Here is a 15,038-nt window from a genome sequence, read left to right as displayed (position 1 = left end):
TATGTCCTCACTTTATCATGATTCTCGCTTGTATTACATTCTAGGAGCCAATAGTCTATCTGCTATTGGTTCCGGAATTGTTATGATAACGATTCCTTGGCTGTTAATTAAAGAGAGTGGAGGAGAGACAACATTTGGTTATGTTTCTATCATTGCAACCCTCATTATGTTTTTATTAACACCATTCATTGGGCAAAGTATTGATCGTTTTTCAAGAAAATCTTTATTGCTATGTAACGAAGGAATCGGAATAGCCGTAATCGGAATAATGGTTATATGGGGATTTGCTGGGCAACCTTATCATTCTATTCACTATATTCTTATTTATATAGCCGGATCATTCTACTATTTATTATTTTATCCTACAATATTTGCGTTCAACCAAGAGATATTTCAAGCAGAACATTATAAAAGTTTAAGTGGAACGATGGAAATACAAGGACAGTTAACACAAGTTATTTCTGGAGCGGCCGCGAGCTTCTTAATTGAAATTGTATCTTTGAAGTGGATTTTGTTAGTAGACATGTTAACTTTTGCTGGAGCATTTTTTCTTTTCTTATGTATACCGTACGTAAAGAAAAAAGAAGTGAAAAGAAAAATAACATTTAAGAAGCAATTGTTTGAAGGAATTCACTTTATGAAAAAACGTCCTAAGCTCTTTTGGTTCTTACTGGCCACTTATATGCCGTTTATAGGTGTTATGATGGCAAATTATTTAATACCAGTTTATATTTCGGATATACTTAAAGCCAATGCCTCTGTATACGCAATAGAGGGGATGATGTACGGTGTCGGAGCGGTTGTTGCAGGAATCTGTATTCCACTCATAATGAAATATGTAAAAACAGAAGTTTCAATCGTTATGACGATGTTCATTTATGTAATTTCAATTACCGCAATGATTATTGAACCTTCCGTAATTTTCTTATATGGACTTGCAATTTTTCAAGCAGTTGGAAATGCGGGTACAAGAGTGGCGAGAAATGTATTGATGATGGAGGAAATTCCAAACGAAGTAATGGGACGTGTAGACAGCTTATTTCGCCTAATTGGTACTGGAATACGAATTGTATTATTAATGCTGTTTACAGCGGGTGTATCTAAAGCCGGAGTAATGCTTCCGTTTTACGTATTAAGCTGCATATTGATCTTCTCATTAGGAATCGCTATTTATTATGTACTATCACAACGTAAAGTAGCGGCGAATGTTTCTAATAAATCAATCGTTTAAAAAAACACTTCTGCCGCCCTTTCTTTTTCTGTATAATAAAAAGAAAGGGAGTGCAAACTTATTTATGAACAAATGGATCTTTCTTATCATTTTATTATTACCGCCACTATACATCATTTATATGACGTTTAGAATGAACAAAGTTGCTCGTGAAAAGTTGAGCTATCACTCTCCGTACGTTCTTATACTGGGTGCAAAGTTATTTGGAGATAGACCGTCTTTATCTCTTCAAAATCGTTTGGATGTAGCGTTGGAGTATTTATTTTCCCATCCTGAAGCGAAAGTAATTGTTTCAGGTGGTCAAGGAGAAGATGAAGATATACCGGAAGCTCACAGCATGAGAAACTATTTAATGGCGCGCGGTATAGATGAGAGTCGTATTTTAATAGAAGATCAATCTACAAATACGTATGAAAACTTAAAGTTTAGTATGGATTTATATAATGTGAAACATGCGGTAGTTGTAAGTAATACGTATCATTTATATCGAACGAAAATAATTGCAAAGCGTTTAGGCATGAAGATGGAGGCACTAGCTGCTGAAACACCAATTCGTTCTAAGAGAAAAATGTATGTTCGCGAATATGCTGCTATTATGAAAACAATATTGTTCGACCGTTAGAGCTCAAATGTGAGCTCTTTTTTAATTTAAAAGCGTATCATTTGAAATGAATGCCATATTCCATCAAAATAAAGGAAACAACAGTAAAGGAGTTGTATTTGTGATTCAATTTAATCATGTGTCAAAATCGTATGAAGATGGCACGAAAGCAGTGGATTCATTGCATTTAGAAATTAAAAAGGGAGAATTTTTTGTTCTTATCGGTCCGAGTGGTTGCGGGAAAACCACGACAATGAAGATGATTAATCGTTTAATCGAAACGACTGAAGGATCGATTTTAATCGATGGAAAAGATATTCAACAATATAATATAAACGAATTACGTTGGGATATAGGATACGTGTTGCAACAGATTGCTTTGTTTCCTCATATGACAATCGCTGAAAATATTGCAGTTGTTCCTGAAATGAGGCAATGGAGCAAAAAAGAAATTAAAGCACGCGTCGATGACTTGTTACATATGGTTGGATTAGAGCCGGATATATATCGACATCGTATGCCTGATGAATTGTCAGGAGGACAAAAACAACGTGTCGGTGTCGTGCGAGCATTAGCCGCAAACCCGAAAATCGTTCTTATGGATGAACCATTTAGTGCGTTAGATCCATTAAGTAGGGAACAGCTTCAGAAGGATATTGTACAGTTGCAAAAAAAGATTCAAAAAACAATCGTGTTCGTAACACATGATATGCAAGAAGCATTATCACTTGGAGATCGCATTTGTATTATGAAAGAAGGAAAAGTTGTTCAACTAGATACACCAGAAGGAATTATACATAATCCGAAAAATGAATTTGTAGAGGAGTTCATTGGAAATCATGGGCGAACTTGGTATAAGGGGAAAAGTGTAGCAGATGTATTGCCACTTGATCAAAGTGTGCAATTAGAAGGGCAGGCGCTATCATTACATTCTTCCTTACAAGAAGCACTAGTTCGTGTGCGTGATGAAGAGGTCGTTCCAGTTGAAGAAAACGGTCAATATATTGGAGCGTTAACAAGTCGTCATATTGTCAATTACATTGTTGAACAAATGAAGGAAAGAGGCTAAACAGTGACTAATTTTATACAAACGTTCCAAGAACGAAAAATAGAATTACTAACTGCATTAAGTGAGCATTTACAAATATCGCTTATTTCATTATTTTTTGCAGTAATTATAGCAGTGCCACTTGGCATCTTATTAACAAGAAAAGAACGAATGGCTGAATTTATAATAGGAACTTCTGCAGTAATGCAGACAGTGCCATCACTTGCATTGCTTGGACTCTTAATTCCGTTAGTAGGAATCGGAAAACTTCCAGCGATTATCGCATTAGTTGTGTATGCACTATTACCTATTTTACGAAATACATATACAGGAATAAGGGAATTAGATGAATCTCTAATAGAAGCCGCGAAAGCTATGGGGATGAATAGTTGGAGAAGATTGTGGAAGGTAGAACTTACTCTTGCATTGCCTATTATTATGGCCGGTATTCGTACAGCGATGGTATTAATTGTTGGAACGGCTACATTAGCAGCTCTCATTGGTGCTGGTGGGCTCGGTAAGCTTATATTATTAGGTATAGATCGAAATGATCATGCACTTATCATTTTAGGGGCCGTACCAGCCGCGTTACTCGCTTTATTCTTTGATATAGTACTTCGCATACTTGAACGACCGAAACGCTCTTCTAAGCGTGTTATATTGACGATATGTATTGTTTGTATAATGATTGCTTCTCCACTTCTTTGGAGTACAGAAAAGAAAGATATTGTTATTGCGGGCAAACTTGGATCAGAACCTGAAATTTTAATTCAAATGTATAAGCAGCTTATTGAACAAGATACAGATTTACACGTACAATTAAAACCAGGTCTTGGGAAAACAGCATTTGTATTTGAAGCGTTGAAATCAGGGGAAGTAGATATATACCCAGAATTTTCAGGAACAGCTTTATCTACTTTCGTGAAAGAAGAACCAAAGAGTACAAATCGTGATGAAGTATATGAGCAGGCTCGCGTTGGAATGGAAAAGAAATATAATATGATTATGTTGAAGCCAATGGAGTATAACAATACATATGCACTAGCCATGCCGAAAAAAATAGCAGATCAAAAGAATATAAATACAATTTCTGATTTAGGGAATGTTGCGCAGGAAGCCAAAGTAGGATTTACATTGGAATTTGCTGATCGTGAAGATGGTTATAAAGGAATGCAAAAATTATATAACTATAAGTTCTCGAATGTTAAAACGATGGAGCCGAAGCTGCGTTATAGCGCAATTGAATCTGGAGATGTTAACGTAATTGATGCATATTCAACAGATAGTGAATTGGAGCAATACGGACTGAAAGTGCTAAAAGATGATAAAGGGTTATTCCCACCTTATCAAGGAGCACCATTATTAAGAAAAGAAACGTTACAGAAATATCCTGAACTTGAAAAGGTATTAAATAAATTATCTGGAAAGATTACAGATGAAGAAATGCGAAAAATGAATTATGAAGTTAACGTAAATGGTAAAAGTAGTGAAGAAGTCGCAAAACAATTTTTACAAAAAGAGAATTTACTTCGTTAAATTTACAAGAAATATACAAATTTATATGTTTGAAATGACCGTTCATTACAAAATGTGCGGTTTTTTTGTGCATACTTATACATTTTTTCAAAAAAGTATTCCATTTTTGCTCATTTTCTTTTAGAATAAGTAATGTTTTCCTGAAAAAATATAAGAGAAACGTCTATTAGAGAAAAAGGTGACTTTAATAGTTGAACGAACATAACACCTAGAATGACAGATGGGGTGGTACAAATAGAAAAGAAGTTAGGATTTTTTCCATTAATCGCATTAGTAGTTGGAACAATGGTTGGTGGCGGTGTTTTTAGTTTACCGCATGATTTAGCAGTAGGAGCAAACAGTGGTGCAATAATAATTGGCTGGTGTATTACAGCGATGGGAATGATTCCCCTTGCGCTCGTATATCAAACGTTAGCAAGACAAAAACCGGAACTTGAAGGTGGAATTTATAGTTATGCACGTGCTGGTTTTGGTGAATATATTGGATTTAATAGTGCTTGGGGATATTGGCTAGCAGGAATCTTAGGTAATGTCGCAACAATTATGTTACTGTTTAGTACATTAGGTTATTTCTTTCCAATTTTCAAAGGAGGAAATAATGTTGCGTCTATCGTTGGGGCATCACTTTTATTATGGACACTTCATTTTCTAATTTTATTTGGGATCCGTGAAGCTTCTATTATGAATGTTATCGCAACAATAGGGAAGTTAGTTCCAATCGTTTTATTTATTGTTGTAATGGTAACAGCCTTTCGCTGGGACACATTTACACATGATTTTTGGGGAGAAGGAACGATCTCACTTTCCGCTATACTTGGTCAAGTGAAAAATACAATGCTTGTAACACTTTGGGTTTTCATTGGAGTTGAAGGAGCGGTTGTATTATCTGGAAGAGCGAAGAATAGTCGAGATGTTGGTAAGGCAACAGTATTGGGACTTATTTTAGTAATGTCCATTTATATTTTAATTTCTGTCCTGTCAATGGGAGCTATGACAAGAGGCGAACTTTCTGTGTTAGAAACTCCGTCAATGGGACATGTATTAGAGCACGTTGTTGGTCCATGGGGTGCAGTTGCGATTAACATCGGATTAGTTGCTTCACTTGTCGGTACATTAATTGGCTGGTTTTTACTTGTTTCTGAAATTTCTCATGTAGCAGGAAAAGATGGCGTATTTCCGAAAGTCTTTACGAAAACAAATAAAAAGCAAACACCGCACATGGCATTATGGATTTCAAATGGTGTTGCCCAAATTATATTTATCATCGTTTTGTTTTCGGAATCAACATATCAAATTATGTATTTCATTGCATCAACATCAATTTTATTACCATATTTATTATCAGCGTTATTCCAATTTAAATTAGTCATTACAAACGAGCTAAAAGACGCAAAATTAAAAAACGGAGCGTTGGCTTTAATTGCTTCTATTTACTCTGTATGGCTTCTTTATGCAGCTGGTTTAAAGAATTTACTACTCGTTTCAATTGTGTATGGAATTGGAATTATTGTTTACACGTTTGCAAGAAAAGAACAAGGGAACCGTTGCTTTGTAGGTGCAGAGAAATATGTGATGTGGGCAATTATTGTTGCGGCTATCACATCCATATATATGTTATTAACTGGAAATATAAAAATGTAAAAAGTCCTTTTCATTTAAAGGGCTTTTTTCTTTGTTTAGAGAATATTTACTACATAAGATATTCAGGAGGGATGAGAATGGAAAAAAAAGAACAGTTGTCTAGAATAATTGATTTAGCTAGTGAGTTAAGGAAAGTATTAGTGCAAGAATCTTTTTTTAATCATCATCCTGAACTGAGAGGAGTCATTGAAAATTTAGCAAGTTCTGTTGAAAATTTGGCGGAATTACAAATAAGTAAAGATGAAAACGCTGAAGATCGATTACGTTACGTACTTGCGAAAATGAAAATTGCTCATAATGCAATTTTACAAGAGAAAAAAGCATTTCCTTCTCATTAATATAAGTTTTTATTTTGAACCTGGCGGATAACGTCAGGTTTTTTATTTCTAGTTTTTCGTTTCTTTCATACACTAAGAATAGTATGAAAAAAGAAGGTGACTAAGGTGAAATTACATAAAGCTCTTCAGCCAAGTTTTATAAAACGAATGTACTATATGAGATTTTTAGGGAAATTTACAAAAGCTGAGAAAGAGAAGAGTGGAGAGAATTTCTTTGTACAATGCTTATCGCCAATACCATTCACTTTACAGGAACAATTTACAAATGAACCATATGTATTTGAAGGGTTATGTAGCAATAAAAAGAATGAAAAAATCTTTTCGGAATTAAAGAAGAGGAAATTAGAAAAGCAACTAGTAATGTTTCGTCTTTATTATGAAAGAGGAAATGTATACGTGGAGTTAATATGTACAGAAGAACCGAAAGAAATAGCAAGCAGCTATAAAATGATTCCGGCACCTAAAGTTACAAATAATAAAAAAAGAGAATCTTTAGAACGAAAACTTAGCAACGGTTATTTATCATTTCTTATGCCAAAATTTCCGAAAGACTTTGAGCCTCCCGAATTATTGTGGCACGATGGAAGACTTTACGGAAACATATCCCTAAAGTCATCAATTAGCTCAATCGCCTATTTTGAACAGAAACGTGAATGTAAATATATAAACTGCAGTGACTGGACGAAGTATGTAGAAATAGCGGTAGAAGATCAATTATATTTTGTAAGTGATTATGTGTATGAGCAATTAAAAAAACGAATGCATGAAGAAGGTAAGCTAGTTGAAGTAGAGGATATAAAAGTACAAAAAGATGAATGGGAATGGGATGAGCGTGAATCGTCTTTTTTACAGTATGTACAAAGTATGGTGCATAATAAAGGGTTATATTTGGATGAAACGGATATTTATAATTTCCATATAAGTGTAAAAACAAATATGTTAACGATTCTTGGTGGTATACCGGGCGTTGGGAAATCACGGTTTGTGCAAACTTATGCAGAAGCATTAGGGTTACAGTATGGGGAAGAGTTGGTTTGGATTCCGATTTCGCCATCGTATCAAGAACCACATGATTTACTTGGTTACCTTCATCCAAATGGTACTTTTATTGAAAGTGAAACGAAGTTAGTTAGGACGTTAATGAAGGCGAAAGAAAATCCAAATCAACTGTATATAATCGTTTTTGACGAAATGAACATGTCTCATATTGAGCATTGGTTTACTCCGTTTCTATCTGTTCTTGAACTTGAAACAAAAAATCGTATTTTAAACTTGTATGAGGGTGTACAGGACATAGAGAATTCAATTCCATCAACAATTGAAATTGGAGAAAATATTATATTTGTAGGTACTGTGAATTTTGATGAAACAACAAAAGAGCTCTCTGATCGATTATTAGATCGAACGAACCTAATAACGTTACAGAAAATTCCGTTTTGTGAGATGGGCATGGAACAGGGGAAAGTCATATTACATCCACCTTTGAAAGTAACAGCGGGAGAATTTCGGATAAATTGGATGAGAAATAAAGCGATGATTGAAGTGTTTTCTGAAGAAGAATTAGAGCTATTAGATAAGTTGCATGTCGTATTGTCATCACATGACGCGTCTAAGGGAATTTCTTTCCGATGTGCAAATGCAATTGCGACTTATTTGCAAAACATACCGTTCCAAAATAATCATACCTATATGATCAGTAGAGAAGAGGGGTTTGATTTACAAATAAAGCAGCGTGTATTGACGAAAATCAGAGGGACCGAAATGATGGTTGGGCCTTTACTTTCTGAAGAAGCAAAAAGGGGGGCGACCTTAGTACCTCTTTTGCAATCTACACTTGCAAACAGAGTATCTACATTTGAACACTCTTTAGCATATATACGAGAAAAACGTAGAGAACTGGAGCTATATGGATATGCAAAATGAAGGGCGTTACGAAACAAAAATCGTTGATACGAATGAAACGCTCCCTTTTGTATTAAAGTTAATCATTGGAAATGAGGGGAAAGGAGATTATATTTTATTAAATCGTCTTTGTACATCTACTACAGCATTAGTTCAATGTATTTATAAAGTACAAGAATTAAAACCAATAAGATTGCAGTACAATTATGAAATTCCAATGAATATTACTTTTATATGGAATAAAGTATATGAGGGACAGAAAAATATAAAAGAGGCTCAATATGAAATAAATGAAAAAAAACAAAGAGTATTAATATATGAACATGGGAAAACAGAATTCTTTTATCCATGGCGCTGTGGTTTATACCATTTTGAAGTGCGTATAGAAGAGACAACGTATTATGGCGCATTTCAAATCGTACCGAAAAACTTTTTTGATGATCAATTTGAAATGATTCAAGACTATGTGAAGTCAATTTTAAATGAGTTGATTTTGGATAGAGGTTACTATAAAAAGACCTTCTCTGCACTTAGCGATATTGAGGATTCTTCTTATTTAGTGTTACTTAGAAAGTTACCCCAAAAAATGAAAATGATAAAGCAAATCTTTAAGAAAATAGAATCAAGCTCAAAATTTATAAATGAATATAAATGGGAAGGAAAAGAGCGAAGGCCAACAAGAAAAGGAACTATAGTGGCAGAACGAAAACCTTATGCCAAACATTATAATCGTAAGTTTATGGAACAAAAAAATAGTAAGGAAAATGCATTTCTTAAATATAAAGCGATGCAATTTTATCATTATTTAATTGAAGCAAAAAGTTTTTTACGTCAAACAATTGAAATCTTAGAAAGAGAAAAAAAGAAAAAATCAGAAGAGTTTCAAGCCGTAAAAACGATTATACAAACAATTGAGCGTAATGGATCGGTAACTGATAGAGAGAAGCAAAAATATAAAAATATACATTTACTAAAAGAAGCTGATTTACGAAAGAGCTCAATGAAAATACAAGAATATAAAATATTGGCGCATATTGTGCGTGAAAATGTACAATACTTTCAAATGTTAATGCATTCTTCGTTTTGGAGGGAAGTTACTGAAACAAGTAACATGAACTTACATGATTTACCGATACCACATCAACAATTACTACATCATTTAGAAGTACTCCCGCAATATACGGATCAATCTCCATCGTTATTATTTGTTTATAAGCCAACGTTTTTAGTGTATGAATATTACGCTTTTTTTATCGTTATTTCAATTTTAGAGCAAATTGGTTTTGAAGCTAGAAACTCTATCCGTGAACAAATACAAGAACATTTTTATGTAGATGGATTACAAGATGGAACGACAGTAGTTTTAGAACGAGATGATATAAAGGTGCATGTTGCATTTAATGACTTAATTGAAACACATCCTCTTATTGCATTAAGTAAAGGTAGTAATTTTTACAATGGTGAGGATACGAAGAAGCCAGATATTCGCTTAGACTGTTATGTAAAAGAAGATGGGAAATACGTATATAAATCTTCTATTATTATTGAAGTGAAGTATAGTCCAATGTACAATATTTTTCAGCACGTCGGAAATACGAAAGCAACTGAGCAAATGTATAAGTACTGGTCTATAAAGTATGTAGAAGAACAGGATGGAAAGCGAGTCTATTATCGAAGGTCAATTTATGAAGTCATTTGTGTATATCCAGGAAGCCATATGCACAGTAAAAAAATTGAGTCTGGATGCGGTGTTTTCTTGCAGTTATATCCATATAAGACGAAACAAGGGGAAGAGAAATTAGCTGGAAAACATGGGATGGTACAAATTTTTGAAAAATGGTTAAAAAGCATTAAGAAGTAAAAGAAATCCTTTTTCATAAAGGATTTCTTTAGATTAAGAAGAATTATATGCTGTATGGAAAGAAACATAATGTAATTTAGATTTGAAAAGTGCTACAAATGTATTATTAAAAGGAATGTGAGCGCGGGATAAAAGTCGATTAAATTGGAATCTAATTCATTTTGCAGAATATAATAAGTCATAAATATTTTTAGTTGCATACGAAGATTTGTTCTTATATGATAGATAGTGAAAGCGTTATCAAAAACAGAGCGGCGATGGGAAAGGCGGTTAAATATGTTCCAGCGTGTTCAAACAAAGGAAGAACATTTTGGGTTCGAGCAACTATGGGGAGATTTTTGTGAGGAAAGAAACTTAATGTTCGTAGAACGTAATTTAAATCCATCACGATTTTTATTAATAGAAGATGAACATCCTATTGGTACAGTGGAATGTATTAAGTATACGGTACCTGAACAATCAAATTCTGAGTTTTTCTATCCGTTTTCTAAAAATGATTTAGTGAAAGATTTGAAGAATGTATATGAAATAGGCAAGTTAAGTATTTCGAAAACGTCTCGTGGGAGAGGACATTTCAAAAGGCTAACAGCTATTTTATTTATACATGCGTTAGAAACAAAAGCTGAATGGTACATTGCAGCAGTAACAAAAAGAATGTATATGTATTTACTTACACTTGGTTTTCCAATTGAGCCAATAGATAATCCATTTCAGTTTCATGATACTTTACAAGGTGTACCAGTAAGAATTCATGCTCGAAAAGGGGTTACGCATTTGTATTCTTTAAAAGAATTTCGTGATGTGATTCAAGGGAATGCTCATGCACAGGCATTAATTGCAGAATACAGTAAAAATATTATGTTAACGAAATAAAGCGAAGTGAATATGTATAATAAAGAGAATAATATTTGTATAGGATATAACTCTTCATTAAAAAAGACCCTTATTATTTTAATAAGGGTCTAAAAATTATAATCCAAATATACTAAAAATCATTTTGCGGCGCTTCGGTTTCTTTTCTCGTTCATATGTTGGTTTTGAATCAGGAGTAATATAAATGGGTTCTTCTTTCGTTAGGGCAGCTTCTAACTTTTGAATTCGCTCTAACATTTCCTCCATTTCACGACGGTGTTGTAAAAGTTGGTACGTGACGACATCATTTGCCTTATCTTGCATTTGTTCTTCCATTCGATCAAGTCTTCTCGTAATAGTGTTTAATTGATCAGCTAATTGCTCAAAATCATTCGATGATATGTTTTGAACAATTGTATTAACTTGAGTTTTTAATTCCTCAACTTCATTTGAGGAAGCCTTTTGAGTAGATTGAGAATTTTGAGATTGCTCTATTTGAAATCGATGGTGTTCTAACATTTGATCGACATCCTCTTGTGTGAAAATAAAGTGGCCATATTTGTTTTTCTCTATCGTAAGATTTAATTGTTGTGCGATCCGGACAACAGCCTTTGGGCTAACACCTAATTTCTTTGCGATAAATGGTGTTTTATATTCCAAAATAATCCCTCCTATATATATCCTGTTGAATGATTTCGAGCTATGAAGTAAGTTCCCTTCTAGTGCGACAAAAGAAGTGTGGAATCGGCAAAGAAAGTGTTTTTTCACGAAATTGAGTTGAGAAGAATAGTTCGTTTAAATAAAAATGTTTTATCGTAACATTTAGAATAATTTGACGAGTGTAAATGAATTAGATTATCATAATGATAAATATCTTTTTTATGTATGCATATAATATATAAAAAGGTGGTTGCTAATGTAGAATTTTGTTAGAGTATTAGAATGCTTACTTCACTTGAATAAAATTAAGTAGGAGGTGGCTTCCTTGCTTACAATGTAAGTAAGGAAAAGTATTTGGACATATATAGTATAAGTATAGTGATTGTTTTAATTGCTTTAACGGCATTTTTCGTTGCAGCAGAATTTGCAATTGTTAAAGTGAGAAGTTCACGAATTGACTATTTAATTGCAGAAGGAAATAATCGTGCAAAATCGGTCAAAACAGTCATTACAAACTTAGACGAATATTTATCTGCTTGTCAGCTGGGAATTACTGTTACAGCTTTAGGAATTGGGTGGTTTGGTAAACCTGCGTTAAAGCAAATGTTTGATACGCTTTTTGCAAATTGGAATATCTCTACTCAACTAGCAGACATTTTTGCTGTGATTTTAGTGTTTTTGTTAATTACTTTTTTACATGTTGTAATAGGTGAATTGGCCCCAAAAACATTTGCAATTCAAAAATCTGAACAAGTGAGTTTACTTGTTTCTAAGCCGTTAATTTTCTTTTATCGTATTGCATTCCCATTCATTTGGCTATTAAATGGTTCAGCTCGAATCATTACGAAGCTGCTAGGGCTGAAACCGCCGAAGGGACATGATGAGGTTCATTCAGAAGAAGAATTACGGTTGTTAGTTTCAGAAAGTTATAGAAATGGTGAGATTAATCAATCTGAATATAAATATGTGAATAAAATTTTTGAATTTGATGATCGCATTGCAAAAGAAATAATGGTACCTCGAACTGAAATGAATATTATAAGTAAAGAGATGTCTGCTGAAGAAGCTCTGCAAAAAATGTCTCGTGAAAAATATACAAGGTATCCAGTTGTTGATGGCGACAAAGACCACGTAATAGGTTTTGTGAATTTCAAAGATATTTTTACTGAATTTGTACAACATAAAGCTGTTAATAAGAAGACAGTAGAGCAATATATGAGACCAATTATTTTAGTTATCGATTCTATTCCAATTCATGATTTGTTTTTGAAAATGCAAAAAGAAAGAACACATATTGCTATATTGATAGATGAATATGGTGGAACATCTGGACTTGTTACTGTTGAAGATATTCTGGAAGAAATTGTTGGAGATATTCAGGATGAGTTTGATACGGATGAGCAGCCAGAAATTCAAAAGGTTAGTGAAACGAAGACGATACTAGAGGGAAAAGTACTTGTTAGTGAAGTAAATACGTTATTTGGTTTAGGGATTGATGATGATGGTGTTGATACAATCGGTGGTTGGATTTTAACGAAGAATATAGAGATTGCTGAAGAGGATTCCATTGAAATTGAAAATTATAAGTTTTGTGTGAAAGAATTAGATGGACATTATATAAAAAGATTAGAAGTTACAAAGATAGTAGAATCGATTGTTATTTTAGAAGATGAAAAACAAATTTCGTTACAAGAGCAAATTAGCTCGTAAACTCTGCTATATAGCAGAGTTTTTTTGAGCATAATGTTTTTTGAGGGATAGGAGCTATGATACAATGACATAAGTCAAACCTTTCACTAGGTGAAGTATTGTTGTATACATATATTTGGAAGGAGAAGAAGTATGAAAAAGCATTTATATATAAATGGAGACTGGAAATCTGTAAACACGTATAAACCATTGTACGCACCATATTCTGAAGAAACATTAGCGGAAATTGCACAAGGAACGGAAGAAGATGTAAAAGAGGCTGTTACTGCTGCAAAAAATGCAATGACAAAAATGAATACATTATCTGCATATGATCGTGCGACTATTTTAGAGAAAGTTGCACAAAAAATGGATGAAAGAAGAGAAGAATTTGCAGAGATTATTGCAAAAGAAGCTGCAAAACCAATACGTGCTGCAAGGGGAGAAGTAGATCGTACTGTTCAAACGTACAAATTTGCAGCTGAAGAAGCGAAGCGTATATATGGTGAGACATTGCCATTAGACGCCGCACCTGGTGCAGATGGGCGTATCGCATATACAATCCGAAAGCCGATTGGGGTTATAGGGGCTATTACACCATTTAATTTCCCATTAAATTTAGTAGCGCATAAAGTTGGACCAGCAATTGCTGCCGGAAATACAGTTGTATTAAAGCCAGCTGATCAAACGCCATTATCATCTTATGCATTAGTTGAGTTATTTGAAGAGGCAGGATTGCCAAATGGAGCTTTAAATATCATTTCTGGCCCTGGCTCCACGGTTGGTGAGGCCATCGTCAAAAATGATTACGTTGCTTCTATTACTTTTACCGGAAGTCCAAAAGTTGGAATTGGAATAAAACAAAAGGCTGGGCTAAAACGAGTTACGTTGGAACTAGGATCAAATGCTGCTGTTATCATTGATGAAGATGTAGAGTTAACAGATGAAATAATTGAACGTGTAAAATGGGGAGCATTTGTTAATAATGGACAAGTTTGTATTTCCGTACAACGTGTTTTTGTACATAAAACGAAAATGCATGAATTTCTTTCGAAGCTGAAGAAAGCGATGGAATCAGTTGTTGTTGGTGATCCATTGCTTGAGGAAACCGATGTATCAGCTTTAATTTCAAAAAAAGATGTAGAGCGAATTGATATGTGGGTTCAAGAAGCAATTAAGGAAGGAGCAACTGTTTTATGCGGTGGTAAGAAGCGGGATGCAAGAATTTTTGAACCGACTGTATTAACAAATGTTCCAGATCATGTATCTGTGCAGTGCCAAGAAGTATTCGGCCCACTCATGACAGTAAATACATTTAAAGAATTTGATGAAGCGATTGAACAAGTAAATAATTCGCGTTACGGCTTACAGGCAGGTGTATTTACAAATAATTTAGTTAAAGCAATGCGTGCAATTGATGAGCTAGAGGTTGGTGGTGTCATGATTAATGATATCCCAACGTTCAGAGTAGATCATATGCCTTATGGTGGTGTGAAAGAAAGTGGTACGGGGCGTGAAGGAATTAAATATGCAATAGAAGAAATGACAGAAATGAAATTAGTATGTATTAAAAAATAAAATAGAAAAACTTAAAACTTGCACTAAAAAACGAGTAGGAAATGTTTACGATTCCATACTCGTTTTTTACGCTGCTAGTAACTATTTAATTAAGTGTAACT

At 33.9% G+C, this 15,038-nt stretch carries 12 protein-coding genes; 11 read left to right on the top strand and 1 reads right to left on the bottom strand.

Annotation, left to right across the window (positions count from 1 at the left end; all coding sequences use genetic code 11):
* The first annotated feature begins 1 nt into the window (after position 1).
* The 9 genes from HMPREF2590_RS02990 (at position 2) to HMPREF2590_RS02950 (ending at position 11,031) form a co-directional block, all read left to right on the top strand.
* The gene (locus tag HMPREF2590_RS02990) at positions 2–1,231 is read left to right on the top strand and encodes an MFS transporter (RefSeq protein WP_000097161.1); all 1,230 of its coding nucleotides are present in this window, start codon (positions 2–4) and stop codon (positions 1,229–1,231) included.
* 64 nt (positions 1,232–1,295) lie between these two features.
* On the top strand, positions 1,296–1,853 hold the full coding sequence (locus tag HMPREF2590_RS02985) for a YdcF family protein (protein ID WP_001987388.1): 558 nt from the start codon (positions 1,296–1,298) through the stop codon (positions 1,851–1,853).
* 100 nt (positions 1,854–1,953) lie between these two features.
* On the top strand, positions 1,954–2,901 hold the full coding sequence (locus tag HMPREF2590_RS02980) for an ABC transporter ATP-binding protein (protein WP_000614083.1): 948 nt from the start codon (positions 1,954–1,956) through the stop codon (positions 2,899–2,901).
* Between the two features lie 3 nt (positions 2,902–2,904).
* The gene (locus HMPREF2590_RS02975; protein ID WP_000181019.1) at positions 2,905–4,416 is read left to right on the top strand and encodes an ABC transporter permease/substrate-binding protein; all 1,512 of its coding nucleotides are present in this window, start codon (positions 2,905–2,907) and stop codon (positions 4,414–4,416) included.
* Positions 4,417–4,629: 213 nt separating this feature from the next.
* Complete coding sequence (locus HMPREF2590_RS02970) at positions 4,630–6,057, top strand: basic amino acid/polyamine antiporter (RefSeq protein ID WP_000129444.1); 1,428 nt, start codon at positions 4,630–4,632, stop codon at positions 6,055–6,057.
* Between the two features lie 77 nt (positions 6,058–6,134).
* Entirely contained in the window at positions 6,135–6,395 is a 261-nt protein-coding gene (locus tag HMPREF2590_RS02965) for a hypothetical protein (protein WP_000412089.1), read from the top strand.
* Between the two features lie 105 nt (positions 6,396–6,500).
* On the top strand, positions 6,501–8,318 hold the full coding sequence (locus tag HMPREF2590_RS02960) for an AAA family ATPase (protein ID WP_000766198.1): 1,818 nt from the start codon (positions 6,501–6,503) through the stop codon (positions 8,316–8,318).
* The gene (locus HMPREF2590_RS02955) at positions 8,308–10,158 is read left to right on the top strand and encodes a hypothetical protein (RefSeq protein WP_050821815.1); all 1,851 of its coding nucleotides are present in this window, start codon (positions 8,308–8,310) and stop codon (positions 10,156–10,158) included. The genes HMPREF2590_RS02960 and HMPREF2590_RS02955 overlap by 11 nt, the downstream gene beginning before the upstream one ends.
* A gap of 276 nt (positions 10,159–10,434) precedes the next feature.
* The gene (locus HMPREF2590_RS02950; protein ID WP_000487795.1) at positions 10,435–11,031 is read left to right on the top strand and encodes a hypothetical protein; all 597 of its coding nucleotides are present in this window, start codon (positions 10,435–10,437) and stop codon (positions 11,029–11,031) included.
* A 96-nt stretch (positions 11,032–11,127) separates the two neighbouring features.
* Here HMPREF2590_RS02950 and racA read toward each other — a convergent pair whose 3' ends face one another.
* Positions 11,128–11,670 carry a chromosome-anchoring protein RacA gene (racA, locus tag HMPREF2590_RS02945; RefSeq protein ID WP_000456022.1) on the bottom strand — a complete coding sequence of 181 codons (543 nt, stop codon included), beginning with the start codon at positions 11,668–11,670 and terminating at the stop codon, positions 11,128–11,130.
* Between the two features lie 354 nt (positions 11,671–12,024).
* Between racA and HMPREF2590_RS02940 the strand changes: the two genes are divergently transcribed.
* A complete protein-coding gene (locus tag HMPREF2590_RS02940; protein ID WP_002098489.1) occupies positions 12,025–13,380 on the top strand; it encodes a hemolysin family protein in 1,356 nt (451 codons plus the stop codon).
* A gap of 132 nt (positions 13,381–13,512) precedes the next feature.
* Positions 13,513–14,937 carry an aldehyde dehydrogenase family protein gene (locus HMPREF2590_RS02935; RefSeq protein ID WP_000716461.1) on the top strand — a complete coding sequence of 475 codons (1,425 nt, stop codon included), beginning with the start codon at positions 13,513–13,515 and terminating at the stop codon, positions 14,935–14,937.
* The last annotated feature ends 101 nt before the right edge of the window (positions 14,938–15,038 follow it).

Origin of the sequence: Bacillus sp. HMSC036E02 (genome assembly GCF_001836235.1) — a bacterium.
In the GTDB taxonomy this organism is placed as follows: Bacteria; Bacillota; Bacilli; order Bacillales; family Bacillaceae_G; genus Bacillus_A; species Bacillus_A cereus.
This window is presented reverse-complemented; position numbering and strand designations above follow the sequence as displayed.

Excerpts from the sequence above, each read along its gene's own strand:
- HMPREF2590_RS02990 (WP_000097161.1), top strand. The coding sequence starts at position 2 with ATGTCCTCACTTTATCATGATTCTCGCTTGTATTACATTCTAGGAGCC.
- HMPREF2590_RS02985 (WP_001987388.1), top strand. The coding sequence starts at position 1,296 with ATGAACAAATGGATCTTTCTTATCATTTTATTATTACCGCCACTATAC.
- HMPREF2590_RS02970 (WP_000129444.1), top strand. The coding sequence starts at position 4,630 with ATGACAGATGGGGTGGTACAAATAGAAAAGAAGTTAGGATTTTTTCCA.
- HMPREF2590_RS02965 (WP_000412089.1), top strand. The coding sequence starts at position 6,135 with ATGGAAAAAAAAGAACAGTTGTCTAGAATAATTGATTTAGCTAGTGAG.
- HMPREF2590_RS02955 (WP_050821815.1), top strand. The coding sequence starts at position 8,308 with ATGCAAAATGAAGGGCGTTACGAAACAAAAATCGTTGATACGAATGAA.
- HMPREF2590_RS02950 (WP_000487795.1), top strand. The coding sequence starts at position 10,435 with ATGTTCCAGCGTGTTCAAACAAAGGAAGAACATTTTGGGTTCGAGCAA.
- HMPREF2590_RS02935 (WP_000716461.1), top strand. The coding sequence starts at position 13,513 with ATGAAAAAGCATTTATATATAAATGGAGACTGGAAATCTGTAAACACG.